26 protein-coding genes and 1 pseudogene are annotated in these 25,179 nt (G+C 62.6%); 16 read left to right on the plus strand and 11 right to left on the minus strand.

Features of this window, described 5'->3' with window-relative positions; all coding sequences use genetic code 11:
• The first annotated feature begins 40 nt into the window (after positions 1–40).
• The 5 genes from NKI58_RS18440 (at position 41) to NKI58_RS18460 (ending at position 4,911) form a co-directional block, all read left to right on the plus strand.
• Positions 41–1,561 (plus strand): sugar ABC transporter ATP-binding protein, encoded by a 1,521-nt coding sequence (locus NKI58_RS18440; RefSeq protein ID WP_352592536.1) that lies wholly within the window; start codon positions 41–43, stop codon positions 1,559–1,561.
• Entirely contained in the window at positions 1,558–2,559 is a 1,002-nt protein-coding gene (locus NKI58_RS18445; RefSeq protein WP_023674247.1) for an ABC transporter permease, read from the plus strand. Before NKI58_RS18440 ends, NKI58_RS18445 begins: the two co-directional genes overlap by 4 nt.
• 2 nt (positions 2,560–2,561) lie before the next feature.
• Positions 2,562–3,362: a FadR/GntR family transcriptional regulator gene (locus NKI58_RS18450; RefSeq protein WP_245274602.1), complete on the plus strand. Its 801-nt coding sequence runs from the start codon at positions 2,562–2,564 to the stop codon at positions 3,360–3,362.
• A 5-nt stretch (positions 3,363–3,367) separates the two neighbouring features.
• Positions 3,368–4,243 (plus strand): aldose 1-epimerase, encoded by an 876-nt coding sequence (locus NKI58_RS18455; RefSeq protein WP_352592545.1) that lies wholly within the window; start codon positions 3,368–3,370, stop codon positions 4,241–4,243.
• 203 nt (positions 4,244–4,446) lie between these two features.
• Complete coding sequence (locus NKI58_RS18460; protein ID WP_352592548.1) at positions 4,447–4,911, plus strand: cupin domain-containing protein; 465 nt, start codon at positions 4,447–4,449, stop codon at positions 4,909–4,911.
• Between the two features lie 65 nt (positions 4,912–4,976).
• On the opposite strand, the gene NKI58_RS18465 is transcribed toward NKI58_RS18460, so the two are convergent.
• From NKI58_RS18465 to NKI58_RS18490, 6 genes are all read right to left on the minus strand, one after another.
• Complete coding sequence (locus NKI58_RS18465; RefSeq protein ID WP_352592551.1) at positions 4,977–5,480, minus strand: sarcosine oxidase subunit gamma; 504 nt, start codon at positions 5,478–5,480, stop codon at positions 4,977–4,979.
• Entirely contained in the window at positions 5,473–8,427 is a 2,955-nt protein-coding gene (locus NKI58_RS18470) for a sarcosine oxidase subunit alpha family protein (protein WP_352853579.1), read from the minus strand. The genes NKI58_RS18465 and NKI58_RS18470 overlap by 8 nt, the downstream gene beginning before the upstream one ends.
• Positions 8,424–8,705 (minus strand): sarcosine oxidase subunit delta, encoded by a 282-nt coding sequence (locus tag NKI58_RS18475; RefSeq protein ID WP_352622860.1) that lies wholly within the window; start codon positions 8,703–8,705, stop codon positions 8,424–8,426. The genes NKI58_RS18470 and NKI58_RS18475 overlap by 4 nt, the downstream gene beginning before the upstream one ends.
• 13 nt (positions 8,706–8,718) lie before the next feature.
• Positions 8,719–9,975, minus strand: coding sequence for a sarcosine oxidase subunit beta family protein (locus NKI58_RS18480; protein WP_352592560.1), 1,257 nt, complete (start codon positions 9,973–9,975; stop codon positions 8,719–8,721).
• Between the two features lie 10 nt (positions 9,976–9,985).
• Positions 9,986–11,134, minus strand: a complete 1,149-nt coding sequence (locus NKI58_RS18485; RefSeq protein WP_352592563.1) for a M24 family metallopeptidase — start codon at positions 11,132–11,134, stop codon at positions 9,986–9,988.
• 75 nt (positions 11,135–11,209) lie between these two features.
• Positions 11,210–12,400, minus strand: a complete 1,191-nt coding sequence (locus tag NKI58_RS18490; RefSeq protein ID WP_352592566.1) for a M24 family metallopeptidase — start codon at positions 12,398–12,400, stop codon at positions 11,210–11,212.
• A 237-nt stretch (positions 12,401–12,637) separates the two neighbouring features.
• On the opposite strand from NKI58_RS18490, the gene ehuB reads away from it, so the two are divergent.
• The 5 genes from ehuB to NKI58_RS18515 are packed head-to-tail and all read left to right on the plus strand — an operon-like array spanning position 12,638 to position 16,449.
• A complete protein-coding gene (gene ehuB / locus NKI58_RS18495) occupies positions 12,638–13,507 on the plus strand; it encodes an ectoine/hydroxyectoine ABC transporter substrate-binding protein EhuB (RefSeq protein ID WP_352592569.1) in 870 nt (289 codons plus the stop codon).
• A gap of 53 nt (positions 13,508–13,560) precedes the next feature.
• On the plus strand, positions 13,561–14,289 hold the full coding sequence (gene ehuC / locus NKI58_RS18500; RefSeq protein WP_352592572.1) for an ectoine/hydroxyectoine ABC transporter permease subunit EhuC: 729 nt from the start codon (positions 13,561–13,563) through the stop codon (positions 14,287–14,289).
• Positions 14,286–14,945: an ectoine/hydroxyectoine ABC transporter permease subunit EhuD gene (ehuD, locus tag NKI58_RS18505; protein ID WP_352592574.1), complete on the plus strand. Its 660-nt coding sequence runs from the start codon at positions 14,286–14,288 to the stop codon at positions 14,943–14,945. The genes ehuC and ehuD overlap by 4 nt, the downstream gene beginning before the upstream one ends.
• Positions 14,942–15,721, plus strand: a complete 780-nt coding sequence (gene ehuA, locus NKI58_RS18510; RefSeq protein WP_023717024.1) for an ectoine/hydroxyectoine ABC transporter ATP-binding protein EhuA — start codon at positions 14,942–14,944, stop codon at positions 15,719–15,721. The genes ehuD and ehuA overlap by 4 nt, the downstream gene beginning before the upstream one ends.
• A complete protein-coding gene (locus tag NKI58_RS18515; protein WP_023674261.1) occupies positions 15,718–16,449 on the plus strand; it encodes a GntR family transcriptional regulator in 732 nt (243 codons plus the stop codon). The genes ehuA and NKI58_RS18515 overlap by 4 nt, the downstream gene beginning before the upstream one ends.
• Positions 16,450–16,594: 145 nt before the next feature.
• Here the strand turns inward: NKI58_RS18515 and NKI58_RS18520 are convergent, their stop codons facing one another.
• Together NKI58_RS18520 and NKI58_RS18525 are read right to left on the minus strand one after the other, a co-directional pair.
• The gene (locus tag NKI58_RS18520) at positions 16,595–17,026 is read right to left on the minus strand and encodes a VOC family protein (protein ID WP_352592577.1); all 432 of its coding nucleotides are present in this window, start codon (positions 17,024–17,026) and stop codon (positions 16,595–16,597) included.
• 92 nt (positions 17,027–17,118) lie between these two features.
• Positions 17,119–17,889: a helix-turn-helix domain-containing protein gene (locus NKI58_RS18525; protein WP_352592580.1), complete on the minus strand. Its 771-nt coding sequence runs from the start codon at positions 17,887–17,889 to the stop codon at positions 17,119–17,121.
• 287 nt (positions 17,890–18,176) lie between these two features.
• Here NKI58_RS18525 and NKI58_RS18530 point away from each other — a divergent pair, with 287 nt between their 5' ends.
• On the plus strand, positions 18,177–18,542 hold the full coding sequence (locus NKI58_RS18530; RefSeq protein WP_352592683.1) for a VOC family protein: 366 nt from the start codon (positions 18,177–18,179) through the stop codon (positions 18,540–18,542).
• A gap of 30 nt (positions 18,543–18,572) precedes the next feature.
• Positions 18,573–18,905, plus strand: a complete 333-nt coding sequence (locus NKI58_RS18535; RefSeq protein WP_352592583.1) for a DoxX family protein — start codon at positions 18,573–18,575, stop codon at positions 18,903–18,905.
• Positions 18,906–18,986: 81 nt separating this feature from the next.
• Here NKI58_RS18535 and NKI58_RS18540 read toward each other — a convergent pair whose 3' ends face one another.
• Positions 18,987–19,229: a DUF1127 domain-containing protein gene (locus tag NKI58_RS18540; protein ID WP_352592586.1), complete on the minus strand. Its 243-nt coding sequence runs from the start codon at positions 19,227–19,229 to the stop codon at positions 18,987–18,989.
• A 257-nt stretch (positions 19,230–19,486) separates the two neighbouring features.
• Between NKI58_RS18540 and NKI58_RS18545 the strand changes: the two are divergent.
• A pseudogene (locus NKI58_RS18545) lies at positions 19,487–20,351 on the plus strand (tetratricopeptide repeat protein); the annotation flags it as partial.
• A gap of 33 nt (positions 20,352–20,384) precedes the next feature.
• Here NKI58_RS18545 and NKI58_RS18550 read toward each other — a convergent pair.
• Together NKI58_RS18550 and NKI58_RS18555 are read right to left on the minus strand one after the other, a co-directional pair.
• Positions 20,385–20,777 (minus strand): GFA family protein, encoded by a 393-nt coding sequence (locus tag NKI58_RS18550; protein WP_352592589.1) that lies wholly within the window; start codon positions 20,775–20,777, stop codon positions 20,385–20,387.
• A 167-nt stretch (positions 20,778–20,944) separates the two neighbouring features.
• Entirely contained in the window at positions 20,945–21,793 is an 849-nt protein-coding gene (locus NKI58_RS18555; protein WP_352592592.1) for a beta-keto acid cleavage family enzyme, read from the minus strand.
• 96 nt (positions 21,794–21,889) lie between these two features.
• On the opposite strand from NKI58_RS18555, the gene NKI58_RS18560 reads away from it, so the two are divergent.
• The 3 genes from NKI58_RS18560 (at position 21,890) to NKI58_RS18570 (ending at position 25,172) form a co-directional block, all read left to right on the plus strand.
• On the plus strand, positions 21,890–22,795 hold the full coding sequence (locus NKI58_RS18560) for a MurR/RpiR family transcriptional regulator (protein ID WP_352622858.1): 906 nt from the start codon (positions 21,890–21,892) through the stop codon (positions 22,793–22,795).
• A complete protein-coding gene (locus tag NKI58_RS18565) occupies positions 22,792–24,123 on the plus strand; it encodes an aspartate aminotransferase family protein (protein ID WP_352592595.1) in 1,332 nt (443 codons plus the stop codon). The genes NKI58_RS18560 and NKI58_RS18565 overlap by 4 nt, the downstream gene beginning before the upstream one ends.
• Positions 24,124–24,218: 95 nt before the next feature.
• On the plus strand, positions 24,219–25,172 hold the full coding sequence (locus NKI58_RS18570) for a TAXI family TRAP transporter solute-binding subunit (protein ID WP_352592598.1): 954 nt from the start codon (positions 24,219–24,221) through the stop codon (positions 25,170–25,172).
• The last annotated feature ends 7 nt before the right edge of the window (positions 25,173–25,179 follow it).

Raw genomic sequence — 25,179 nt, forward strand, 5'->3', positions numbered from 1 at the left:
CGGCGGGCACACGGGATCGATCCTCGGGAGTGAGCTTTTGATGCAATCGGATTTCTTCTCGCTCGACAGGATATCGAAGCGCTTCGGCGTCGTGCAGGCGCTCGACAATGTCTCGATTGCCTTTCGGCCAGGAGAGGTGCTTGCCCTGGTTGGCGAGAATGGCGCCGGCAAGTCGACAATGATGCGAATTCTCGAGGGCGTGTTCGCACCGGACACCGGCACCGTGCTGCATGGCTCCACGCCGATCGTTTTCAGCGAACCGCGCGACAGCCACAGAGCCGGAATACGGGTCATCCATCAGGAGCCGGAGATCGTTCCGAACCTGACCGTGGCCGAGAACATTTTCGTCGGCGAACTGCCGCGGCTGGCAGGCGTCCTGCTCGACTGGCACAAGCTCGAGGACCAGACCGATAAGGTGCTTGCGACCTTCGGCATGCAGCAGGATATGCGGCCGCGGCAACTTTGCAGCACGCTCGGTCCGGCACAGCGTCAGATGATCGAAATCATGCGCGCCATACGTGCCGGCGGCCGGCTGATCGCATTTGATGAGCCGACCTCGTCACTGACCGACGACGAAGCGCGCCGTCTGTTTTCAGTAATTCGCCGGCTGCGCGGCGAGGGCACTTCGATCGTCTACATCTCTCACAGGCTGAACGAGGTCATCGACCTTGCGGATCGCATTGTCGTCTTGCGGGACGGCCGGCTGGTCGATGATTCCCCCGCTGCCGGTGCCAGCGAGCAGACCATAGCCAAGCTCATGGTGGGCCGCGACATCGCCGATCTGTTTACGCGCGAGATGTGGCAATCGGGGCAACCGTTGCTGGAGGTGACAGGCCTGACCACCGACCACGTCACCGATGTGAGCCTCAAGGTCCGCCGCGGCGAGGTGCTCGGCATTGCCGGCCTTATGGGTGCGGGTCGATCCGAACTGGCAAAGGCGATTGTCGGCTATGATAGGCGCGTCGACGGAACCATAACGATGAATGGTGCGCCCGTTGGCCCTAACAGCCCGCATGCAGCGATCGTGGCCGGTATCGGCTTTGCCCCGGAAGACCGCAAGCACGAGGCGCTGCTGTTGTTCCGAAGCATTCTTGATAACGCCTCGCTTTGCGTGCCCGACAGAACGTCGACCTTCGGCTTCTTCAACCGGCGCAAGGCACTGGAGATCGTCTCACCGCTTGCAGCAAAGATGTCGATCAAGGCGCCCAACCTCGACGAACAGGTTTCGAAATTATCGGGTGGCAACCAACAGAAGGTCGTTCTCGCGCGTTGGCTTGCGCGGCAGCCGATGCTTCTCATCCTCGACGAGCCGACCCGCGGCATCGACATCGGCGCCAAGGCGGAAATCTATCGCCTGATCGACGAACTCGCCGCCAGCGGCATCGGCATAATCCTGATTTCCTCGGAAATGCCGGAACTGATCGGGCTGGCTGACAGGGTGCTTGTTATGGCTGGAGGCCGGATCACGGCCGAACTTTCCCGCCCTGACATCGACGAGGCCACGATCCTGAGACATGCCATGCCTCAATCTGCAGCATCGCTTGGAGGACAAATTCAGTGAACAGCCTTGAGCTCAGGACAGCAACAACGCAAACCGGCAAAAGGCGCGCTTCCTTGCGCATCGCAGAGCGCATCGGCATTCACAACATAAGCCTTCTTGTTGCTCTCGCCATTCTCGTGCTCATTTTCGGCACCCTGAGAGGCGACGTGTTCTTCTCCAGCCGAAACCTGCTGAACATCGGTCTAGGCATTACCATCCTGGGCGTTCTGGCGATGAGCCAGACCGTGGTTATTGTCGCCGGAGGGCTCGATATTGCCGTCGGCGCAATTGTCGGTCTGACCACAGTATCGACGGCAATGGCCATCCAGGCCACCGGATCACCCGCCGCGGGCATTCTTGCCGGCCTGGTCCTGGGCGGTCTTGCCGGCCTCGTGAACGGCATCATCATCACCTATGGGCGGGTCAACGCTGTCATCGCGACTCTCGGTACGATGGCGATCTTCCGCGGCATCGCGTTCATCATGTCCGATGGGCAATCGATCGCGATTTTCAGCGACACTTTCCGCTTCATCGGGATCGGACGAATCCTCGGCCTGCCTCTGCTGATCTGGATTCTCTTGCTGACCGCGATCGTGTTCCATCTCTTCCTTGCCCGCTCGATCGTTGGCCGCAACATCTATGCCCTGGGCGGCAATCCCGTTGTCGCACGCTTCTCCGGCATCAACATCAACCGCTACCGCGTCGGCATCTATATCATGAGTGGAGTGGCGGCCGGATTGGCCGGGATTCTGTTGGCTGCCCGTACCGGCTCCGGGCAGCCAGTATCCGGATCCCAAGGCCTGGAACTCGAGGCCATCACAGCGGCCGTTCTGGGTGGCTGCGCCTTGCAGGGCGGCAAGGGCACGATCGTCGGCGCACTGCTGGGCGTCGCGATCATTGGCGTCCTCAACAACGGAATGATACTGACGTCCGTGCCAACCTTCTATCAGTTGCTTGCCAAGGGCTCGCTGCTGATACTTGCTGTGGTAATTGCCGAGTACCACTTGAACAGGACATGACGATGGACGCGGCGATCGCTTCGACTGGCCAAGGCAAGCAGGACATTCCTGCCGCAGATGGCACCACGTCATCGCTCAAGGATCGCATCGCACGCGATCTCGGACAGCGCATCCTCGCCGGCTCCTACGCCCAGCACTCCGTCCTGCCGACGGAAGCCGAACTTTGCGTTATCTACGGGGCGAGCCGCACCGCGCTTCGCGATGCTCTTCTGACGCTTTCGGCGAAAGGATTGATCGAGGCACGCAAGCGGGCCGGGACGCGTGTGCGCGTGTCGAGTGAATGGAACAGGCTGGATGCTCAGGTTCTGGAATGGATGCGCGATATCGAGCCCGATCTCGATTTCGTCCGCGGATTGATCGAGGCGCGGCTGGTCATTGAACCCGCTGCCGCCCAACTTGCGGCCAAGATGGCGACGTCAGGCGATCTCGCAGTCATCGAAGCGGCCTATGAAGCCATGCGCATTGCTCCGCAGGACGATCTCGCTGCGTGTCTCGATGCCGACGTCAGGTTTCATACCGCCATCCTTCGTGCCAGCCGCAACCCGGTGTTCGCCAATCTCGGCAATATGCTTGCGGCCGCCCTCAGCTTCTCCTTCCGCTTGACCACATCGGCCACCGCTAATTACCAGCAGACGCTGAGCGCGCATGGCGACGTGCTGGAGGCAATCCGGATGCGCAGGGCCGACGATGCACACGATCAGATGAAGGCGCTCATCGGGATCGCGTCGAACGACCTTCTTGCAGTGGCTCGCAAAGGCCGCCATCAACAGCCGATCGCCGCTGCCAAGGCCGATACCGTCTGAAGCGGATGGTCGGGACGATCAAGATCAGAAGCGGAGACCTGTCTGCTGAAATCGTCCCATCGCTTGGGGCAGGTCTTGCGAGGTTCGACTATGGGCGCGTGCCGCTCTTCAGGCCTTGGCCAAACGGCGGGAGCAGCAAACCGTTCGACCTTGCCTGCAACCTGCTTTTGCCATGGTCAAATCGCATCTCGGGCGGCGGCTTCATATTCGAGTCCAAATTCCACGAACTGCCTGCCAACGTCGCAGGCGAACCATTTCCAGTTCACGGCAATGGATTTTCGAGCGCGTGGAACGTCGACAGTCTGACGCAGGACAAAGCGAAGCTATCGCTCATCAGCAACGGACCCGGCCCATATCGATATCGCGCCGAGGTGAGCTACGCGCTGGCCGGGCAGGGGCTCGAGCTGAAGCTTCGCATCGTCAATCAGGCGCCGGTCAGGCTCCCGTTCGGGCTTGGCATCCATCCATGGTTCCCAAGAACGGCACGGACCACGCTTCATGCGCCGGCCTCGCAGGTTTGTCTCGAACTGCCCAGCCATCTCCCTGAACGGTTTGTCGATATCAAAACTCGTCCCGACTGGGATTTCGGCGCCCCGGCCGTATTGCCGAACGGATGGATAAACGATCTGTTTGCCGGTTGGAACGGCGTCGCTACCATATCGTGGCCGGAGCACAGTTGCAGCCTGCGGATTGAAGCTTCATCGCCCTTGAATTTCTACCTGGTCTATTCGCCATCGGACGAGAGCGACTTCTTCTGTTTTGAACCGGTCAGTCATACTGTCGATGCTCACAATCGTGGTTCGATCGACAAATGGAATGGACTGTCGGTGCTTGGGCCTGGCGAGAGCCTGGCAGCCCGTTGCAGCTTTGCCGTCAGTTAGGCGGACCTCTGCGGCGCCCTCGAATTGGCGGATGTCGGCCAGCATGTCCGGTGAGAACGAAGCCGGCTTTTCGTCCAAACGGAGCTTGGGAAGAGGGAACTCCGGCGACAGGGAACCCGTGAGCCAGGTCGACGTTTGCCGGATGTCGCTGCGCAGCTCGTCTGCTTGAGGGCCCACCAAATGTGCCTGGCAGGATTGGATCAATGACGGATGTTGAACCAAAAGAATTCGTGCTCGCAGGCATCGTCATGAAGCGACTGGTCTCCGGCGAACAGACGGGAGGCTTGTTGAGTCTCTTCGAAAACAGAAGCGACGGGCACACGAAAACGCCAATCCATGTTCATGCGAATGACGACGAGACGGTCTACGTCATCGAAGGGCACTTGACCGCAATTGTGGACGGCGAGGTCCGAACGCTCTCGCCCGGCGAGAGCATGTTTTTGAAGCGCGGCATCCCGCACCAGCTCATGAATCCCGGCAATCAGCCCGTTCGCTATATCCTGATAGACACGCCAAGTGTGTTCGAGCAGTTTCTCGCCGAAGGTGGCCATGAACGCAGCAAGGGAGAGGTGGTCGGGCCGCCGACGCCTGCCGATATCGAGCGGCTCAAAGTAGCCGCGCCGAAGTTTGGGATTACGCTTCTGCAGGACTGGCCGGCAAGAGAGTAGATGGCTTCGTGATGGCGGCTTGGATCGCCGCTAAAGCCGGCCCTTGCCCGAGGAACCGGTATTGGCTAGCCGCCGGCAAGCCAATCCGAGAGGCTGCGGGCAAAACTTCGCGGCACGATGAGTTCGCACGCGGTCTCGCCGGTGCGCAGGAAGAGCACGGGCACGTGATGGAAGGATGTTTGCACGGCGCGGCCCGGAGCGGCGGCCGGCGCGTGCCAGTTGACGGCAATGCATCCGGACAGAAGCCTTGCGATACCAGGGCCGGCCATTTTCAAACGAACACGACCTTCGCCGAGGGGAACCGAACAGCCGAGGTCGGGGTCGACGGCAAGCGCGGGCGCTTGCGCGCTCTCATCGAGAACCAGCCAGAGGCGGCGAGGTGCAACGCGGACGACGAGTAGACCTTTGTGGCGAACCGTCTCTCCAACCGAGGTGGGAAGTTTCGTGTTGAGCGACGCCGAGACGCTCTTTTCGAATTGTCTCAGTGTCGCGTCCCAGCCCTCGATCTGGATAAGCGGACAATCCGCCACGGACAGGCTGAAATCCCGAGAAGAGGTCAAGCTAGCCATGCAGCCGTTCTCCCTGCGGATCGATGAATACCGGCGAGACAACGCGGGCGCGAACCGTTTCGGCCTTCATCGGATAGACCGCCACGACCTCGCTTCCTTCTGCCGCGACATCACCGGCAAGCAGAGCCAACCCGACATAATGGCCGCGTTCGGAGCTGAAAGTGACGGAGGTGACACGACCGCGCCCATGGCCATGGGGTTTCTCATCCGGCAGGAACAGGATGGCGCCGCCGCGCAGGCGTTTTCCGTCCTCGATGCATTCCAGTCCGACCAGACGCTGCCGGTTGGGCGCCCGGAGGGCAGGGCGCCGTCGCAGGACGTCGCCGACGAAGCCGCTGCGCTTGCCGGCCATGCGGCCGAGGCCGAGATCGTCGAGCGTCGTGCGCCCATCGATCTCCGGTCCGGCGACATGGCCCTTTTCGACCCGCAGCGCGCCAAGCGCCTCGACACCGTAAGGCTTCAGGTCGAAGGGTCTGCCGGCTTCGAGCATGCGGCTCCAGAGCTGTTCACCGGCAGTGGCGCCGACATAGATTTCGTAAGCGCGCTCGCCGGAATAACTGAGACGCAGGATGCGGAGCGCACGGCCCTCCCATTCGCTTTCGAGTAGCCCCATATGCGAAAGCGCCTCCTCGGAAACGTCGAGAGCGGGAAACGCTGCATTCAGGATCGCGCGGCTGTTAGGCCCGGCAACCGACATCGCCGCCCAGTCGTCGCTGACCGAAGTGACGGTCACGCGCAAATCCGGCCAGGCCGTGTCGAGCAGGAATTCGAGACGCGACAGCACATCGGCGGCCTTGGCGGTCGAAGTGGTCATGAAGAATCGGTTTTCCGCTAGCCGCGTCGTGGTGCCGTCGTCGAAGACAATGCCGTCGTCGCGCAGCATGACGCCGTAGCGGGCGCGGCCTACCGCCAGCTTGGCAAAGCCGTTGGCGTAGACGCGATCGAGGAAGATTGCCGCATCCGAGCCCTGGACATCGATCTTGCCGAGCGTGGAGATGTCCATCAGCCCCGCGGCCTGGCGCACATTCCGCATTTCGGCGACATAGGCGTCGTTCACGTGGCGCCCCGACTGCCGGTAGAAATAGGGCCGCATCCAGAGCCCGACCTCGAGCATCTCGGCGCCGTTCGCCATGTGCCAATCGTGCATCGGCGTGCGGCGGATCGGCTTGAAATGATGGCCGATGGCGCGCCCGGCAAGCGCCCCGATGGCAACCGGCGTATAGGGCGGGCGGAAGGTCGTGGTGCCGGTCTCAGGAATCGTTGCGTTGCGCAGCGCTGCCATCGCGGCAAGTGCGGGAAAATTGCTGGTCTTGCCCTGGTCGGTGCCCATGCCGAGCGTGGTGTAGCGCTTCAGGTGCTCGACCGATTCATAGCCCTCGCGATGGGCGAGCCCGATATCCCCAGTTGTCACATCCATCTGGAAATCGACGAAGGCTTTTTCACGTCCGACCGAAGGGGCTTCGCGAAGTAGCGTCGTAGCGGTCTCGCCGAGATCGAGTTTGGACGGAGCGGGCACCGGCGCCGACTTGCCGCAGTAGGCTGCCGCTTCGATGCCGGCGCGATGGCCGTCCTCGACGGCAGCGGCGGTCGCATAGGCTCCTATCATTGCGCCGGCGCCGAACTGGCTGGCTGAAAAGACGCCCGGCACGAAGCCGTCAATGTCGTCGCGATAGACAGGTTTGACACCGAGGTGTGAGGTGAGATGCACGGTTGGCGACCAGCCGCCGGAGATGCAGACCAGGTCACAGGCGGCCGAGGATTGTCCCTCCGGTCCATTGAGCGTTACGCGCCTGACGGCATGGCCGCCGTGCAGGTCGACGATGCGCGTTGCGGCCCGCACCACCACGCCGAGCCGTGCGGCTTCCGCGCCAAGTGCTGCGGGCGGGACGGCGCGCAGATCGGCAACCGTCACCTCCGCGCCGGCTGCGGCATAGTCGAAGGCGGTGCGCCAGGCACCGTCATTGGTGGTGGCGACAATGATTTTCTTGCCCGGCAGGACGGCGAAACGATTGAGATAGGTCCGGGCGGCCGAGGCAAGCATGACGCCGGGCCGGTCATTGTTCGAGAACACCATCGGCCGCTCGATGGCGCCGGTGGCGAAAACAATCGAGCGGGCGCGCAGCATAGTGACCGTTTGGCGGGCCTCGCCATTCGGCTTCTGATCGGTTGGATCGCGCTGTTTGACCAGTCCAAGGACATTGCCGTCATAGCTGCCGAAAGCGGTCGTCCGCTTCATCAGCGCGACGGTTTCGAAGTCCTCCAACTCGGCCTCGGCCTGCCTCAGCCATGCGGCCGCTGCGCTGTCGGACGGTTCCGCCAAAAGCTGGCCGCCAAGCAGAAAATCTTGCTCGATCAGCGCGACCCGCGCGCCGGCTGCGGCGGCTGTCCGCGCCGCCGACAGTCCCGCCGGGCCGCCGCCGACGATGGCGACATCGGCAAAGGCATGACGAACCTCATAGCGGTCGGGATCGGGGTCGGTGCCGGCCCTGCCCAGGCCGGCCGCCTTGCGGATGAAATGTTCGTAGAACATCCAGGCGCGGCGCGTCGGGCCCATGAAGGTCTTGTAGTAGAAGCCGGCGGACAGAAACGGTGCCAACAGTCCGTTGACGCTTTGCACGTCGAAGGCAAGCGACGGCCAGCGGTTCTGACTCTCCACGACCATGCCGTCGGCGAGTTCCAGCGTCGTCGCCGGCAGGTTCGGCTCGCGCCTGCCGGCGCTCCCGAGCGTAACCAGCGCATTCGGCTCTTCGGGCCCGGCGGAAAAAATGCCACGCGGGCGATGATATTTGAAGCTGCGACCAACCAGCGCGACGCCGTTGGCGAGCAGCGCCGAGGCAAGTGTGTCGCCGCGATACCCAGCCAGCTTGCGGCCGTCGAAGGTGAAATTGACCGGCACCTCGCGACTGATACGGCCACCCACTGGCAGGCGTTTGCGGTTCGAACTCATGCCGGTTGTTTCCTGACGGTCGATTTCCTGGCGAAGTCGACGGATGCGATCGCGTGGTTGCGGGTGTCGCGTTCGACCACCAGCCATTGCCGGCAACCGGTCACGTGCTGCCAGAATTCGCGATGCTGGCCGGCCGGGTTTTTCCTGACGTAGACATAACGGTACCAGGCCTCAGGATCGGGATCGTCATGGGCCGGACGCGTGACCGAGGCATCGCCGCCATAGCGGAATTCGTCATGGTCGCGCGGGCCGCAGCAGGGGCATTCGATGCGCAGCATTTTGTCCCGCCTCTTATTGCAGCCAGGCGGAAGGGCCGACTCCGGCCTCATCGAGCGTGTGGCCGGCGCGGAAACGATCGAGCCCGTAGGCCGCGATCAAGGGATGCGGCTTGCCGGTGGCGATCGTGTGGGCGAAGCACCAGCCGGAAGCCGGCGTCGCCTTGAAGCCGCCATAGCACCAGCCGCCATTGAGATAGAGGCCGTCGATCGGCGTCGGGCAGATGATCGGGCTGGCATCGGGGGTCATGTCCATGACGCCGCCCCAGTGGCGCAGCAGGCGGACGCGCGAAATGCACGGCATCAATGCAATCGCCGCCTCCGCCACCTCGCGAACGACGCCGAGATTGCCGCGCTGGGCGTATGAATTGTAGCCGTCGAGATTGCCGCCGAAGACCAACCCGCCCTTGTCGGACTGGCTGACGTAGAAATGGTCGGCGCCGTAAGCGACGACGTGATCTACCAGCGGCTTCAGCGGTTCGGTGACAAAGGCTTGCAGGACGTGGCTTTCGATCGGCAGTTCAAGGCCGGCCTTGGCACCGAGCACGGATGTATGACCGGCAACAGCGAGGCCGACCTTGCCGGCGCCGATCCGGCCTTTCGTCGTTTCGACGCCGACGATACTGTCGCGGTCGCGGAGGAAGCCGGTCACTTCGCAGTTCTGGATGATGTCGACGCCATGGCCGTCGGCGGCGCGCGCATAGCCCCAGGCGACGGCGTCGTGGCGCGCCGTGCCCGCCCGGCCCTGGAAGATAGCGCCATGGATCGGGAAGCGGGCGGTGTCGGAAAAGTCGAGATAAGGCACCAGCCGGCGCACGTCTTCCCGGTCGAGGATATCGGCATCGATGCCGTTCAGCCGCATGACATTGGCGCGGTGGCTGAAGCCGTCGAGCTGATCGGCCGAATGCGCTGTGACGAGCTGGCCGCGCTGCGAGAACATGACGTTGAAGTTCAGCGCCCGCGACATGCCCTCCCAAAGCTTCATCGAGAATTCGTAGAACTGGGTATTGCCGTCGAGCAGGTAGTTGGAGCGGATGACGGTGGTGTTGCGGCCGACATTGCCGCCGCCGACATAACCCTTTTCGAGCACGGCGACGTTACGGATGCCGTGGTTCTCGGCGAGGTAGAAGGCGGTGGCGAGGCCGTGTCCGCCGCCGCCAATAACGATCACGTCATAGGACGATTTTGGCTCCGCTGCCCGCCAGGCGCGCTGCCAATTCTTCTGGCCGGACAGCGCGTTGCGTAAGATCCAAAATGCCGAGTAGCGCGCCATGTGTGCAGGCCTATCGAACGATCGGGCCGGCCGGCGTGCGGGTAAGCACTTCGGCGCCCGCATCGGTCAACAGCACCGTGTTGGAAACGAAGTCATCGCCGCGACCGGTGCCCATCAGCCATGACAGGATGTGGAAGCTCATCCCGGTCTCGATCTCGAGGTCGGAATCGTGCCTCAAGCCCGTCACCGAATTGCCGCCGGTCCATGATGGCGGCTGGCCGGCGCCGACCAGGTAACCGCAGTGATGGCGGCGATAGTGGGAAAGACCGGACTCGTCGACGACAGCCTGCCAGGCGGCGTAGACATCGCGCGCCTTGGCGCCCGGCCGCAACGCCTCGACGACCGCGTTGAACGCCTTGGCGGTCACTTCCGCCATTGCGGCGTCTTCGTCGCTGATGTGGCCGATGCGAACGAGCCGGCCGAGCGGGGCGTGGTAGCGCGAGATGCACCCGGACAATTCGACAAAGACCGGCTCGCCCTTGCGGTAGATCCCGTCGCCCCAGGTCGTGTGCTCTTCACCCAGGCGCGCGGCTGGGCGGATGAACGGTCCGAAGCCCGGCGCATGACCGCCTGCGCGGATCATTGCCGCAACACATTGGGCGGCGACCTCCTGTTCGGAAGCGCCATCGGAGATCGCGGCGATCGCGGCACCGGCGGCGGCGTCCGTCACCTTGGCGGCTCGACGCATCAGCGCCTGTTCCTCGGCGCTCTTCACCCACCGCATCTTGTCGATCAGACCGGAGACATCGCTCCATTTGGCGTCCGCCTGCGTCTGGAACGCAACGGCAAGCCCATGGCTGAGGCCAGCCGTCCAGTATTCGAGGCCGATCCGCTTGCCGGACAGGCCGAGCTCCACAAGTACCCGCGCGGCAAGCTCGGCCGCCGTTTCGCTGTCGGAATGGCCACGGAATTCCGCTGCCTTCACCTGCTTCTCGATCGTCACCTTCTCCATCGAGCGGGTGACCAGAACAGGTTTTCCCCGGAGCGGGACGATCAGCAGGTGAGGGGCAAAATACCCCCAGTGATCGAGCCCGGTGAGATAGAAGACGTTCTCCGGCGAGGCGAAGACCGCCGCATCGAGCTCGCGCTCAACCAGTGCAGTACGGACCTTTGCCAGGCGGCCGGCGATTTCGGCTTCGGAAAACGGATTGCGGTCCATCGGGCGTCCTCGTGCTTGTTGCCGGGTTGGTGGCGGGCATGGTTCTTTTCGGCAGCCGGTTTCCCGGCCACCATGTCAGTCGATGACGATGAGTTCGCGCGCCACATCGCAGAGGCGTTCGCCGCCGCGTTCCGTGACGACGAACGATTCCGAGATGGCGATGCCGAAATCGTCGAGCCAGACGCCGGCCATGAAATGGAAGCACATCCCAGGCTGCATCTCGGTGGTGTCGCCGGGACGAAGGCTTGCGGTGCGTTCACCCCAATCGGGCGGGTATGCGAGCCCGACCGGATAGCCGACGCGGCTTTCCTTCTTCAGCCCGTTCTTCCTCAACACTGCCTGCCAGGCGGCTTCCACCTCCTCGGCGGTGTAGCCGGGGCGCGCCTTCTCGAGGCCAGCGTCGACGCCCTCGACGATCGCCTTGGCCATGTCGAGGATGGCTTGCGGCGGCTTTCCGAAATGTACCGTCCGGGTCAGCGCCGCATGATAGCGGCGGCGCACGCCGGCGATCTCCAGAATGGCGAGGCCGCTGTCCGGCAGCGGCGCGTCGGACCACGTCAGATGCGGCGTGCTGGTGCCCTCGCCAACGGGCATCAGCGGACAGATCGCGGCATAGTCGCCGCCCGCTCCGGGCACCCCCATGATCTGCGCGTGATAGATTTCGGCAATGACATGGTTCTGAGGCACACCGGGCCGCATTTTCTCGATGGCGCGGTTCATGGCATGCGTGCAGATCGCACCCGCCTCGCGGATCAGCACCAGCTCGGCCTCGGATTTGACCAGCCGCGCCCAGTTGACGAGATCGTGGTTGTTGGCGAAGTGCGCGTCGGGCAGCCCTTGGACCAGATGGGCGTGGCAGCGCGCCGTATAATAATGCGCGTCCATCTCGACGCCGATGCGGGCTTTTCCCCAACCACGCGACCGGATCAGTTGGGCGAGTTCGTCATAAGGGTGCTCGACGGGCTGTTGCACCAGCCGTTCCGAGAACGGCATGATGTTTTTCTCCGGCAGGCCGGTGGTTAGGCGTGCGCTCTTGGCATCCTGCGACCTACCGAACCAGATCGGCCGGTCCTCCTCCAGATGGACGAGCACGCACTGCGGAACGTAGAACGACCATCCGTCATAGCCGGTCAGCCAGCACATGTTGGCGGGATCCTGACAAACGATGAGATCGAAGCCGGCTTTTTGCATACGTGTCTTCACGCCGGCGAGGCGCTGCCCATACTCCGCTTGCGTGAATGTCCCGAAGCCGTTCGCGGTCGCCACCGAAATCCTGCCTTCCAGGTACGCCGTTTGCCTTTTGTAAATGGCAACTAGGCCAAATTGTGCACAACTCGACGTCAATTTGCTGGCTAACTGCGAATTGTCGCCGAATTTTCATGGTTTTTATATCTCTGCTTGCGAAATGTCTAGGGCAGTTGTATACGTCTGATCAAGCAGGCGTCGACCTCGAAGAAGGCCGCGCCCTGGGAACCATCCACAGTTGTCCAATGGGAGAAAAGCATGCTCAAATCATCGATATCGCGCCGTATGGTCGTGAAGGCGGCTGCCTGCATCGCGCTCGCCGCGACGTCATTGACGTCGTTGTCCGCTCACGCGGAAACCACCCTCGAACGGGCCAAGAAGGACGGCTACATCCGCGTCGGTTTCGCCAACGAGGCGCCGTTCGGTTACGCCACGCCAGACGGCAAGCTGACCGGCGAGGCCCCTGAAGTCGCCAAGGCGGTGCTCGCCAAGATGGGCATATCGCAGGTCGACGGTGTTTTGACCGAATTCGGCTCGCTCATTCCGGGTCTCAAGGCCGGCCGCTTCGACATCATCGCCGCCGGCATGTTCATCACTCCGAAGCGCTGCGCCGAGATCAACTACTCCGAGCCGTCCTACGGCATCGGCGAGGCTATGCTGGTGGCAAAAAGCAATCCGAAAGGCATCAAGGATTTTTCCAGCATCAAGGACAATCCGGATCTCAAGCTTGCCGTGATGGCCGGCGCCGTTGAAGGCGGCTTCGCCAAGGAAGCGGGCGTTGCCGATGGGCAGATCGTCTCCTTGCCTGACCAGTCCAGCCTGGTCGCCGCCGTCCAGTCGGGCCGCGCCGACGCTGCCGCGCTGACCGCTCTTTCGATCGCCGACATGGCCAAGAAAGCCGACGGTGTCGAATCGACCAAGCCCTTCGGCGAGGTTGCCGGCAAGTCGGTGAAAGGCCATGGCGGCTTCGGCTTCCGCAAGGAAGACACCGACCTGCAGGAGGCGTTCAACGCCGAACTGAAGAAGTTCCTCGGTTCGCCGGAGCATATCGCGCTGGTCGAGCCACTCGGCTTCGGCAAGGACTATCTCCCCAACAAGACCACCGCAGAGCTCTGCGCGGGCAAATAGGCTCCCAACTGCTGGCGGCGCGAAAGCGCCGCCCTTTTCCTTCGGGGAATCGCATGGGTATCCGTACGCTCGTTGCCATGCTGGTCATCGCGCTTGTCGTGATCGGTGCCTTGGCAACACAGGAATCATATCAAGTGTTTATGCCGGGGCTGCTGCAAGGCGCGGTCCTGACAATCGAGATCGCCGTCCTCGGCAGCCTGCTCGCAATTATCATGGGCGTGCTTGCAGCACTTGCAAGGATGTATGGCCCGACGCCGCTCAGATGGCTGGCCACGGTTTACGTCGAGATCTTCCGCGGAACGTCGGCACTGGTGCAATTGTTCTGGCTGTTTTTCGTGCTCCCGCAATTCGGCGTCACGATCAACGCGTTCGTGGTGGCGGTGCTCGCGCTCGGCCTGAATGTCGGCGCTTACGGATCGGAGTGCGTGCGCGGCGCGATCCAGTCCGTCGCCCGCGGCCAGTGGGAAGCGTGTACTGCATTGAACATGAGCCGCCCGCAGATGTTGCGTCGGATCATCCTGCCGCAGGCCTTTGTCGCGATGATCCCACCCTGGGGTAATCTGTTCATCGAGCTTCTGAAATCGACGGCGCTGGTCTCGCTGATCACGCTTTCGGACCTCGCCTTCAAGGCGCAGCAAATGAACCAGAACACGTTCAAGACCATTCCGATCTTCACCCTCGTTCTTTTGATGTACCTGGCAATGTCGCTGGTTGTGACCATCGGCATGCGGCTTCTTGAAAGGCGGGCGTCGCTCGGACTGGCGCGGGGGAAGGCGGCATGATCTGGGATTGGGGATTTGCCCTGGAAATCCTGCCGGTGCTTGCTCGCGCCGCCGTCATTTCCATCGAAGCGACGCTGATCGGCTTTGCGCTTGCCGCCTCGCTCGGCCTGGTGCTGGCCGTTGTCCGCATCGCCGTGCCATGGACCAGCTGGACGATTTCGGTGCTGGTCGAGCTGATCCGCTCGACCCCGCTGCTCATCCAGATATTCTTTCTCTATTTCGTCTTTCCGAAATTCGGTGTCGTGCTCGACGCTTTCACCGCCGGGGTGCTGGCCATCGGCATCCACTACGCCGCCTATTGCTCCGAGGTTTATCGCGCCGGATTCGACAACATCCACCGCGGCCAGTGGGAAGCCTCGATCGCGCTCAATCTTTCGTCCTGGACGACGTTCCGCGACATCATCATTCCGCAGGCGGTCCCGCCGATCGTTCCGGCGCTCGGCAATTATCTGGTGGCCTTGTTCAAGGAAACGCCGTTGCTTTCCGCAATCGCCGTGATGGAACTGATGCAGACCGCCAAGATCATCGGCTCCGAAACGTTCCGCTACACCGAGCCGATCACGCTGGTCGGCCTGTTTTTCCTTGCCATGAGCCTGGTTTCGGCGGCGCTCATCCGCTCCCTCGAAGGGCTGCTCAACCGGAGGACCACCCGATGACTGAACAACCGATGGTCCGCTTCGACAATGTATCGAAACGCTACGGCACGTTAACCGTTCTCGACGGGCTCAATCTCGAAATAGCGCGCGGCGAAAAAGTCTCGGTCATCGGTCCGTCGGGTTCGGGCAAGACGACGGTGCTGCGCATGCTGATGACGCTGGAGACGATCAATGACGGCGTCATCTGGGTCGAAGGCGAGCCGCTGACCCATATGGAGAGGAACGGCAAGCTTGTTCCCGCCGATCTCGCCCACATCCGCAAGATCCGCGCCAAGATCGGCATGGTGTTCCAGTCGTTCAACCTGTTTCCGCATATGACGGCGATGCAGAACTGCATCGAGGCGCCGATAACGGTGCTCGGAATGAAGCGGGCGGACGCCGAGGCACGAGCGGCCGAGCTGCTGGAGCTGGTCGGTCTGGCCCAGAAGAAGGACCACTATCCGTCACAGCTTTCTGGTGGCCAGCAGCAGCGCGTCGCCATCGCCAGGGCGCTGGCCATGCGGCCCAAGATCATGCTGTTCGACGAGGTGACGTCTGCGCTCGACCCGGAGCTTGTCGGCGAAGTGCTGCAGGTGATAAGGCAGATCGGGCGCGAGCATGATCTAACCATGCTGATGGTCACCCATCAGATGGGCTTCGCCAAGGAGTTTTCCGACCGCGTTTGCTTCTTCTATCAAGGCAAGATCTGCGAGCAGGGGCCGCCAAGCGAACTGTTTGGTGCTCCCAAGAACGAGCGGACACGGCAATTCCTGCACGCTGTCCTGGAGGCTGGGTGACGATCGAGACAGAGGCCAAGCCGCCCACGACGGTGACCGCCGCGCCGCCGCGCCCGCTCTCCGCGCGGGAGCGGTTCGAGCGCATCTACCGGATATTGCGTGACCGCATCTGCCTGCTCGATTATGCGCCGGGAAGCCACCTGTCCGAGGAAGAACTTGCCCAGGAATTCGAGATCAGCCGCACGCCGGTCCGGCGCGTGCTGGCGCGCCTTGAATCCGAGGGTCTGGTTCAATCCGTCCACGGCGTCGGCACGATCGTCACCGACGTCGACATCGAGGAATTGCAGCAGGTCTATCATCTGCGCCTGGAGCTGGCGCTCCTCGTCGGCAAGCTTTCGCCGATCCCGCGCACGGCGGACGACCTCGACCGGATACGGGCGCTCATCGCGCGCTGCGATTCCGACATACTCAATCCCGACCAGCGCGCTTTCCTGCGCCTCAACATGGATTTTTTCTACGAGCTCACGGCGATGACCGGCAACCAGCCACTGCGCGAGATCAGCGAGCGCCTGTATTTTCAGGTCGCGCGCGTCGTCCTGAAGCTGATGCCGCAATTGGGCCTCGTCGAGGAATTCACCGCGTTCCGCCGCGAAATGGAAGAGGTCCTTGCCGCGGCCGAAATCGGCGACTGGGAGTCCATCGGGCACATAAGGCGGGCGCATATCTCGATGAGCTTCCGCCGCATGATGCGCCATGCAGGCGAGGCGAATCTGGATAGAGCTACATAATCAGCCCCGTAAGATTGTGCTAGTGGACTGCCGTCGAACTGGCTTCGTTTGCCAGGGAAAGCAGGCCGCCCGCCCCGATCCCGACAGAATTTGCCAGCACCGGGAATGACCAGAACGGCCCGATCCTGCAGGCCCATACCTGCCCTCAGAGAGCGTCCTCATTCGGTATGTTGGCGGGGTTCCAGACGACCTCCCACAGGTGTCCGTTCGGATCGCGGAAGTATCCGGCATACCCGCCAAAGAATGTGTCCCGAGCAGGCTTGATGATCTCGGCTTCGGCGCGAGCGGCCTCATCCATCACTTGATCGACTTCTTCGCGGCGCACAACGTTGTGGCCGATTGTGAACGAGGTCGAGCTGATCGGCGCCTTGGGCAGGCCGGTGTCGCAGGCGAGGTCGTCCTGAGCCCAGATCGCGAGCTTCAACCCGCCGGACAGCGTGAAGAACGCGACGGCGCCATGCTCGAACTCGCGGCCGATGATCCCTTCCGTCGGCAAGCCGAAACCGTCGCGGTAGAACGCGAGAGAACTCTCGAGGTTGGCGACAGCGATAGTCAAAACCGAAATGCGCGGTTTCATGGCAGTCTCCTGTGGTTGTCGGAGACACCAGGATAAAGTCGGGCGACAGTGAAGACTTGAACAAAACGGCCAATGAAGAGCGCGACGTGGTTTCACCCGTTCTGCAGCAGGTGATGAATCTGTCGCGGGGTGCTTCCCGTCAGGCGGCGGCTCTCGCGGACAAGATGCGCCTGGTCGGAATAGCCCGCCTCGGCTGCCAGGATGGCCGTAGCGCTGTTCGATTGGCTCGAAAGCCGCAGAAAGCGCTGGTAGCGGAGGATACGGTCAAGCGTCTTGGGGCCATAGCCGAAGCTCTCGTCGAAGCGCCGGCGCAACGTTCTTTCGCTCATCTCGAGCGCGCGCATCAACCAGGGGACGAGAGGCGCGTCGGGTGGCGGCCCGCGCTCGATCAAGCGATATGCCGCCTGCATGGGAACGTCTGTCGCGTGGGAGGCCATTTCCTCGGCGACGACCTGTTCGAGCGAACAGGCGAGATCCTCGAGATTGTCACCAGCGCGCACGCGGCTGGCGAGGCGCCGGGCTCGCGCTCCCCATAAATCGTCGAGGGACAGCCTCTGGCCGACAAGCTCGATTTGCGGCACGCCGAGCCATGCCGCCGCCGTGGCAGGATAAAAGCGCAAGCCGATCACGACCTCGTCTGCCGCCAGAACCTCGGTCTGCGGCTCCTTGTCGGGGCCGGCAACTCGGAAGCTGCCTCCGATCCATTGCAGATCGATCGTTGCGTCGGGCATGACGACGATTGGCGGTGCGCCCGCCGGGTCCATTCGATGCACCCACACCGAAGCAAAGCATCCGCGAAGCCGCGCCGACGGTGGACGTTGCTGAAATGAACCCGTTGCCTGCGCTGGGACGGGATCGCTCATCTCGCTCCTCTTCGGATTACCGGCGGTGAACCTACGACGCAGTGGCTGCGCCCGCCGTCGCTCGAGACAAGAATCTGCACGACCGACAACGTCTGCCAATCGAGAACGGTTGCAAGAATCGGTTGTTTTCTTCCGGCCGGAAGGAAGAGGGCAGGTGAGGGGTGATGCTACGTGCATCGCCATCGGCAGCGCCGTGTGCGGCTCATACGGCGATGGCCGTTTCGTTCAATCCGGCAAGCGAGATGCGTGCTTATCTTTCGGCGTCGTACATCACACGAGAGGTATGCATCATGAGCAACAACAACGATCAACGGATCGACTACGTCGAATTCAACGTGAAAGACATTCAGCGGTCACGCGACTTCTACGGAAAGGCCTTCGGCTGGACCTTCACTGACTACGGCCCGCAATATTGCGAGTTCAACGACGGGCGCTTGTCAGGTGGCTTCGCCGCTGGCCCAGCGAGGTCCGGAGGAGGCCCGCTCGTCATCCTCTATGCAGATGATTTGCCGGGAACGGTCAAGCGGGTCGAGCAGGCGGGAGGCAAGATCGTCAAGCCGATCTATGGATTCCCGGGCGGCAGGCGCTTCCATTTCGCGGACCCGGATGGTTACGAGCTTGCGGTTTACACCGAGGACGGCAGCAAGGAATGATCGCGTTCTTCCACCACCTCGGATTGGTTTTTGCTCGGCGGCGTCTTTATCTGGGCGGGCGCCGGGCATTTTCCTCAGATTCCGGGCGATTGTAGCGTCCCTGGCCGAGCGGCCTTTCCTGCTCCCAGGCCTCTTCTCGCGGCCGGATCGGTGCTGGAGATCCCAGGCGGCTTTTGCCTCGCAACGGGCCTTGGTGGGCCCTTTCCCGCCGCGGCATTGGCCGTATTCACCATTGCAGCGTCCTTCATGGCGCTCAATTTCTGGCGCTACAGCGGCGATGAACGCGAAGCCCTTCGTACCGTCTTCACCATCAATGTCGCCGTCTTGGGCGGATTGATTGTCGCCGCGACCAGTAGCCTGTGACGTCGTTTCGGGGCGGCGGCTTCGTCTTCATCTGCCATCAGCCGCTGGTCGTTGGCGATCCGGCGTCTTTGCAGCATTCGCCTATCGCTGCCAGAAGGGCAGCTTCGCGATCTCTTCCTCGGCCTGTCGTCTCGTCAGACCGATATCGTCGATCAGATGGGGATTGGTCTCCGCCAATCGCTTGAGGTCCCAGCGAAAGCGTGTCGGCTCGCGCCCGGCCGCGATAATGCTTCGCAGCGTCGTCAGGCTGTAGCGCCGACGCGACGCTTCCGCCGGCCGCGCTGCCTGAAGCGGGGCCGAGGCAAGGGTGGGAATATCGCTCATGGCAACCTCCATATGGTTTGAGGGGGCCCTTACGGTTTGGGGGGGCCTCGTCCTGAAAGAGGCTGAATTCTGCAGGATACGACCGGCGTCGTAATTAAGATCTCCCAAATAGTTCTCAAAACTTCCAAACGGGCTATAGATGCGCCGTATGCAGGGACCGCGCTTTGCCTTTGGTCCGTTCGTGCTTGATCCGGGTGCGGGAACGCCGCAAGCAGCTTTAGTCCGCGGTAGCTGACGGCAACGGGGACATCGTTCCGAAGGAGCGCTTCGATCGCAGCCTGGAAGATATTTTTGCCGTTCAGGACGAGGTCACCGGCAAGATCGTCGAGGCGTTACTCGGCCGGCTGCGTGCACCGTCGCCGCGCAATCGGCCCCAAAATCTCGAGGCCTACGATCTCTGCGTGCGGGCGCGCAAGCTGATGGATGATTCGCCGCAGACGGCGCAGGAAGCGCATCTTGATGCTGACCCGCGCGGTTTCACTCGATCCGGAATATGCCGAGGCCTATCGCTGGCTTGCCATGAACCACTGGATGGGATGGGTGCATTCCGGCGGACCAACCGACGCATCCCGTAGCGCTGGTTTGGAACTGGCGCGCAAAGCCGTGGCGATCGACCCCAACGATGCCGGCTGCCGCTGGGTTTTGGCTTACCTGCTTGCCTACGAGCGCAGCTTCGCCGAGGCGGATGCGGAATTCGCCAAGGCGATCGAGCTCGACCCGAACGAGGCCGATGCCTGGGCGGCATTGTCCGACATCGCGGTCCTGGCCGGACGGGTCGAGGAGGGTCTTGAGCACATTCGCAAGGCGTTCCGGCTGAATCCGTTTCCGGCAAGTTGGTATTATCTCGCGCTCGGCCAGGCGCAATATGCGGCCGGCGAATACGAAGCCGCTGTCGGGACACTGCGCAGGGACGAGACTTATCGTACAAGCTCACGCCGTTTCCTGGCGGCAAGCCTTGCCCAACTGGGGCGGCTCGACGAGGCGCGCGCAGAGGTCGAACTGTTCCTCGTCGGCAACCCGCATTTCACAACCCGCCACTGGGCCACGACGGAGCCATTCCGCGACGCTGCGGCGCTTGAGCATTTCGTCGATGGCTTCCGCAAGGCCGGCCTTCCGGAGTGACGCGCGCCGGCGCCTTCGCACCGTTCGTGCAACCTACTCCTCAAAGCGACCCGAGGCGTCACGATCGCGCTCGTATCGTCTGGTGAGCGGAAACGGCGGCAACCAGGACTCGCGACGAATGATCCAGCTTTCGTAGGTTGGCATCAGCTGGTCAGGCGCATCCAGGGATCCCAGGTTCACTTCGATTTCGTCGGCGGTGCGTCCGAAAATGGACGAGCCGCAGCGGGGACAGAAAAACCGCCCGGCGTAGTCGCGTGTTTCGCCGTCGATCGTCACCGCATCCTCAGGAAAAATCGCGGAAGCGTGAAAAAGGGCGCCATGGTGCTTGCGGCAGTCAAGACAGTGACAAAGGCCGACCCGGTATGGGCGCCCCGACGCGATAATTCGAACGTTGCCGCACAGGCAACCGCCGGTGATTCGGTCCATGCTGCGTCTCCTCCAAAATCAAGCCGCCGGAATGGTTACAACGACCGGCACTGTTGTTGCAATCGCCGCGCCGGGGGCGGGGACACGTCGTTCTTCCGTGGCGATGACATTGCAGCCGCCTGTCTATGCCTTGCGCGAGCTTACCGCCGAAAATAGGCTTTGGTTTGTTATATGGAACGAAACGGCGCGTTCCATTGTGCCGCCAACTCGGCGGCCGAGGCGATCTTGATGCCGCAGTCGGCGAGTATGCGTGCGACGGTCGCTACCGGTTCGGCGTTGGACGAGGCTATGCTGCCGTCCGGAAGGAAAAGATTGTTTTCGAACCCGACCCGGACATGACCGCCGAGCAGTGCCGCGGCCGTCACACACGCCCCTTCGTTGCGGCCGAAGGCGCAGACGCTCCAATGATCGAAGCGCGGCATGTTCGCCGCGAGGAATGGCAGGAGATCGGCAGGGACGGACGTCTGTCCCGGCGTGTAGCGGCCCAGCACGTAGAGAACCGGTATGCTTGCCCAGGGGATCAGTCCGCGTTGCTGCATATCCGAAAGCCTGACAGCCTCCTCGGGCGAATAGAGGATGATCTGCGGCGCCACACGCTCCTTATGCAGCCAGGCCATGAAGCGCGCGAAGGCGGGTTCCGATCCGGCATCTGGAACGATTTCGCGAAGCGCCAGGGAGACCGCTTGCGGCTTCACATCTTGTACGACGGCCATCTGTTGGACCGGCGAATAGATACCGAGCGCTTCGGAAGTGATCTGAATTAACAGCCGGTCACCGGCAGCACCGCGGATGGCCGCGATTGCCTGGCGGTAGGCGTCGGCGTCGAGCAGATGGTTGCCGCTTCTGTCGCGGACATGAACGTGGATCATAGCCGCACCGGCATCGGCGCATTCCGCGGCCGTCCGCGCCAGCTCGGCCGGTGTGAGCGGAATCGCCGGATGGTCGGCCTTGCTGCGACGCCCCCCGTTCGGCGCGACGGCTATGGCGATGCGGCCGAGACCAGTGGCCGGCTTCATGGAGACGGTTTTCGGGCGATAAGAGTCATATGAATCAATCTTTGACCATATTGAAACAGACGTTGCAATCGCCGGTCTGGCGAGCTAGCAATATCCATGGACCAGGGAGAGCTTGCTGGACAGATCATCAGTGCCTTCGACGGCATGTCGGCGCAGCTTCGGTCCGCCGCGCGGTATGTCCTTGATAAACCGTATGATGTCGCGCTGTTGTCCATGCGCGAGCAGGCCCGGCACGCAGGAGTGCAGCCGGCGACGATGACGCGGCTGGCCCAGCATCTCGGCCTTGATGGCTACGAGACCGTACGCGATATTTACGCCGCCGCGATCCGGGACGGCGAAATCGGTTTCGCCGGCAAGGCGGGCCTCCAGGTGGCCAGCCAAAAGCTCAAGGGCGACCACGCGCTGGCGGCCGATATTCTGGATTCGATTTCCAGCCAGCTTTCCCATCTGGCCGAAGGTAGGTCGATCGACCGTCTGGTCGAGACGGCCAGGGCGCTGAGTGCGGCAAGGCGCGTCTATTGCCTCGGCCTGCGCTCAAGCCACGCAGTCGCCTGGCATCTGCATTACATCCTGTCGCTGATCGGCGAGAAGTCGGTGCTGCTGCACGGCATCGGCGGAACCGATGGCGACGCTCTGGCCCATGCGACCAAGGACGACGTGCTGATCGCCGCCAGCGTCCTGCCCTACACGCGCTTCACCATCGAGCTTGTCGAGTACGCTGCCGGCCGCGGCGTACCGGTCATTGCGATCACCGACAGCGGGGTAGCGCCCTTGGCGCTGCTTGGCGATCACCTAGTCGTCGTGCCGACCGGCAGCCCGTCCTTTTTCCACACCATGACGCCAGCTTTCATCGTTGCTGAGATCCTCGGTGCTCTTGTCGCAGGGCAGGCAGGCGAGGGCGCTGTTGAGTCCCTGCGACGTTTCGATGAGCAGGGCGCCGCTCTCAAGACCCATCTGAACCAACGTCCGCCGAAGAAAATGCCCATGAGGGACCGTCGATGACACACATTCTTCATCGAATCATCCACTCGATGCTGCCGGTCGCCATTCGCGGCCAAGGCATCGAACTGTTCGATGCCGAGGGCAAGTCCTATTTCGACGCGTCGGGCGGCGCGGCCGTGTCCTGTCTCGGCCACGGCCATCCCGACGTGATCGCTGCACTGCACACCCAGCTTGACCGCATCGCCTACGCCCACACCAGCTTCTTCACCACCGAGGTGGCGGAGCGCTTGGCGGATCGGCTGGTCGAGGACGCGCCGAAAGGCTTGGACCACGTCTATCTAGTCAGCGGCGGCTCGGAGGCGGTCGAGGCCGCGCTCAAGATGGCCAGGCAATATTTTGTCGAGAAAGGCGAGCCGCAACGGCGCCATCTCATCGCACGCCGGCAGAGCTATCACGGCAATACGCTCGGCGCTCTCGCCACCGGCGGCAACGAGTGGCGGCGCGCCCAGTTCAGGCCGTTGCTGATCGAGACCCACCATATCGACCCCTGTTACGCCTATCGCTATCAAAAGCATGGCGAAAGCGACGAAGCCTATGCGGCGCGCGCCGCCCAGCAGCTCGAAGACAAGATCCTCGAACTCGGCGCGGACGAGGTCATCGCCTTCGTCGCCGAGCCGGTGGTGGGTGCCACGCTCGGCGCGGTGCCGCCGGTCGCGGACTACTTCAAGCACATTCGCGCGATTTGCGACCGCTACGGCGTGCTGCTCATTCTCGACGAGGTGATGTGCGGCATGGGCCGTACCGGCACGCTGCATGCGTGCGAGCAGGACGGCATCGCTCCCGACCTGCTGACCATCGCCAAGGGACTCGGCGGTGGCTACCAGCCGATTGGCGCGGTGCTGCTCGGCCGGCATATCTTCGACGCCTTTGCCCAAGGCTCGGGCTTCTTCCAGCATGGGCATACCTATATGGGCCATCCAATGGCGGCGGCGGCCGGCCTTGCCGTGCAGGAGGTCATCCGGCGTGACGGTCTGCTCGACAACGTCAGCGCAATGGGCGCGCAGCTGGACGAACGCCTGCACCACCGCTTCGATAACCACCATAACGTCGGCGACATTCGCGGGCGGGGTCTATTTAGGGGAATCGAGCTGGTGGTTGATCGCGCCAGCAAGGAACCATTCGACCAGAGGCTTGAACTCAACGCCCGCATCAAGCGCGAAGCAATGGCCCGCGGCCTAATGATTTATCCGATGGCCGGGACGATTGACGGCGTGCGGGGCGTTCATGTGCTTGTGGCGCCGCCTTTCATTATTTCCAAACAGGATATCGATCGGATCGTCGAACGGCTCGGTGAGGCCATCGACGCTGCGATCGCTTCAGCGGCCTGACCTGCACGACGCGGACCGCCTCAACCCAGTTCCAACGCGTCATCGGCGACGGGGCCGGGACAACCACCAGAGAGGTAGCAACCATGTTTAATTCAATGAAAACCCTGATCGGCGCGGCGGCCTGCATGCTGCTGGCGCTGCCATCCGTCGCTGCCGAGCAGCACTTCGTCACGGTCGGCACCGGCGGGGTCACCGGCGTCTACTACGCTGTTGGCGGCGCCATTTGCCGACTGATGAACAAGGACCGGCAGAAAACCGGCATCCGATGCTCGACGGAGTCGACCGGCGGTTCGGTCTTCAACGTCAACTCCATCCAGACCGGCGACCTCGATTTCGGCTTGACCCAATCGGACGTCCAGTACCAGGCCTATGAGGGGACCGGAAATTTCGACGGCAAGTCGTTCAAGGATCTGCGCGCCGTGTTCTCCGTCCATCCCGAGCCGTTTACCGTGCTAGCGCGGCCGGACGCCGGCGTCACCAAATTCGAGGACTTCAAAGGCAAACGCTTCAACGTCGGCAATCCCGGGTCAGGCACCCGCTCGTCCATGGAGGAGTTGCTCAAGCAGATGGGCTGGACGCTCGGCGATTTCTCGCTTGCCGCGGAGCTGAAGGCGGACGAGCAGGGCAGCGCGCTGTGCGACAACAAGATCGACGGTTTCTTCTACGGCGTCGGTCATCCTTCCGCCGCGATCCAGGATCCGACCACGGCCTGTGGCGCCAAACTCATCCCGCTGACCGGTCCGGCAGTGGACGCGCTGTTGGCAGCTCATCCGTACTATTCAGTCGCCACCATCAAGGGCGGCATGTACGCCAACAATCCGGACGACGTGACGACATTCGGCGTCCGCGCGACAGTGGTGACGAATGCCAGCACGCCCGATGAGGTGGTCTACGAACTGGTGAAGTCGGTCTTCGAAAATTTCGACGACTTCAAGAAACTGCATCCGGCTTTCGCCAATCTCGATCCCAAGGAGATGATCAAGACCGGTCTGTCGGCGCCAATGCATCCGGGCGCGGAGCGCTATTACAAGGAGAAGGGCTGGCTCTGAGGCCTTC

Origin of the sequence: Mesorhizobium sp. M0522 (assembly GCF_040321085.1) — a bacterium.
Lineage (GTDB): Bacteria > Pseudomonadota > Alphaproteobacteria > Rhizobiales > Rhizobiaceae > Mesorhizobium.

Bases quoted from the DNA above. Each gene is read 5' to 3' on its own strand.
- NKI58_RS18440 (WP_352592536.1), top strand. From the start codon at position 41: ATGCAATCGGATTTCTTCTCGCTCGACAGGATATCGAAGCGCTTCGGC.
- NKI58_RS18450 (WP_245274602.1), top strand. From the start codon at position 2,562: ATGGACGCGGCGATCGCTTCGACTGGCCAAGGCAAGCAGGACATTCCT.
- NKI58_RS18455 (WP_352592545.1), top strand. From the start codon at position 3,368: ATGGTCGGGACGATCAAGATCAGAAGCGGAGACCTGTCTGCTGAAATC.
- NKI58_RS18460 (WP_352592548.1), top strand. From the start codon at position 4,447: ATGACGGATGTTGAACCAAAAGAATTCGTGCTCGCAGGCATCGTCATG.
- NKI58_RS18465 (WP_352592551.1), bottom strand. From the start codon at position 5,480: ATGGCTAGCTTGACCTCTTCTCGGGATTTCAGCCTGTCCGTGGCGGAT.
- NKI58_RS18470 (WP_352853579.1), bottom strand. From the start codon at position 8,427: ATGAGTTCGAACCGCAAACGCCTGCCAGTGGGTGGCCGTATCAGTCGC.
- NKI58_RS18475 (WP_352622860.1), bottom strand. From the start codon at position 8,705: ATGCTGCGCATCGAATGCCCCTGCTGCGGCCCGCGCGACCATGACGAA.
- NKI58_RS18480 (WP_352592560.1), bottom strand. From the start codon at position 9,975: ATGGCGCGCTACTCGGCATTTTGGATCTTACGCAACGCGCTGTCCGGC.
- NKI58_RS18485 (WP_352592563.1), bottom strand. From the start codon at position 11,134: ATGGACCGCAATCCGTTTTCCGAAGCCGAAATCGCCGGCCGCCTGGCA.
- ehuB (WP_352592569.1), top strand. From the start codon at position 12,638: ATGCTCAAATCATCGATATCGCGCCGTATGGTCGTGAAGGCGGCTGCC.
- ehuC (WP_352592572.1), top strand. From the start codon at position 13,561: ATGGGTATCCGTACGCTCGTTGCCATGCTGGTCATCGCGCTTGTCGTG.
- ehuD (WP_352592574.1), top strand. From the start codon at position 14,286: ATGATCTGGGATTGGGGATTTGCCCTGGAAATCCTGCCGGTGCTTGCT.
- ehuA (WP_023717024.1), top strand. From the start codon at position 14,942: ATGACTGAACAACCGATGGTCCGCTTCGACAATGTATCGAAACGCTAC.
- NKI58_RS18520 (WP_352592577.1), bottom strand. From the start codon at position 17,026: ATGAAACCGCGCATTTCGGTTTTGACTATCGCTGTCGCCAACCTCGAG.
- NKI58_RS18525 (WP_352592580.1), bottom strand. From the start codon at position 17,889: ATGAGCGATCCCGTCCCAGCGCAGGCAACGGGTTCATTTCAGCAACGT.
- NKI58_RS18540 (WP_352592586.1), bottom strand. From the start codon at position 19,229: ATGAGCGATATTCCCACCCTTGCCTCGGCCCCGCTTCAGGCAGCGCGG.
- NKI58_RS18550 (WP_352592589.1), bottom strand. From the start codon at position 20,777: ATGGACCGAATCACCGGCGGTTGCCTGTGCGGCAACGTTCGAATTATC.
- NKI58_RS18555 (WP_352592592.1), bottom strand. From the start codon at position 21,793: ATGAAGCCGGCCACTGGTCTCGGCCGCATCGCCATAGCCGTCGCGCCG.
- NKI58_RS18560 (WP_352622858.1), top strand. From the start codon at position 21,890: ATGGACCAGGGAGAGCTTGCTGGACAGATCATCAGTGCCTTCGACGGC.
- NKI58_RS18565 (WP_352592595.1), top strand. From the start codon at position 22,792: ATGACACACATTCTTCATCGAATCATCCACTCGATGCTGCCGGTCGCC.
- NKI58_RS18570 (WP_352592598.1), top strand. From the start codon at position 24,219: ATGAAAACCCTGATCGGCGCGGCGGCCTGCATGCTGCTGGCGCTGCCA.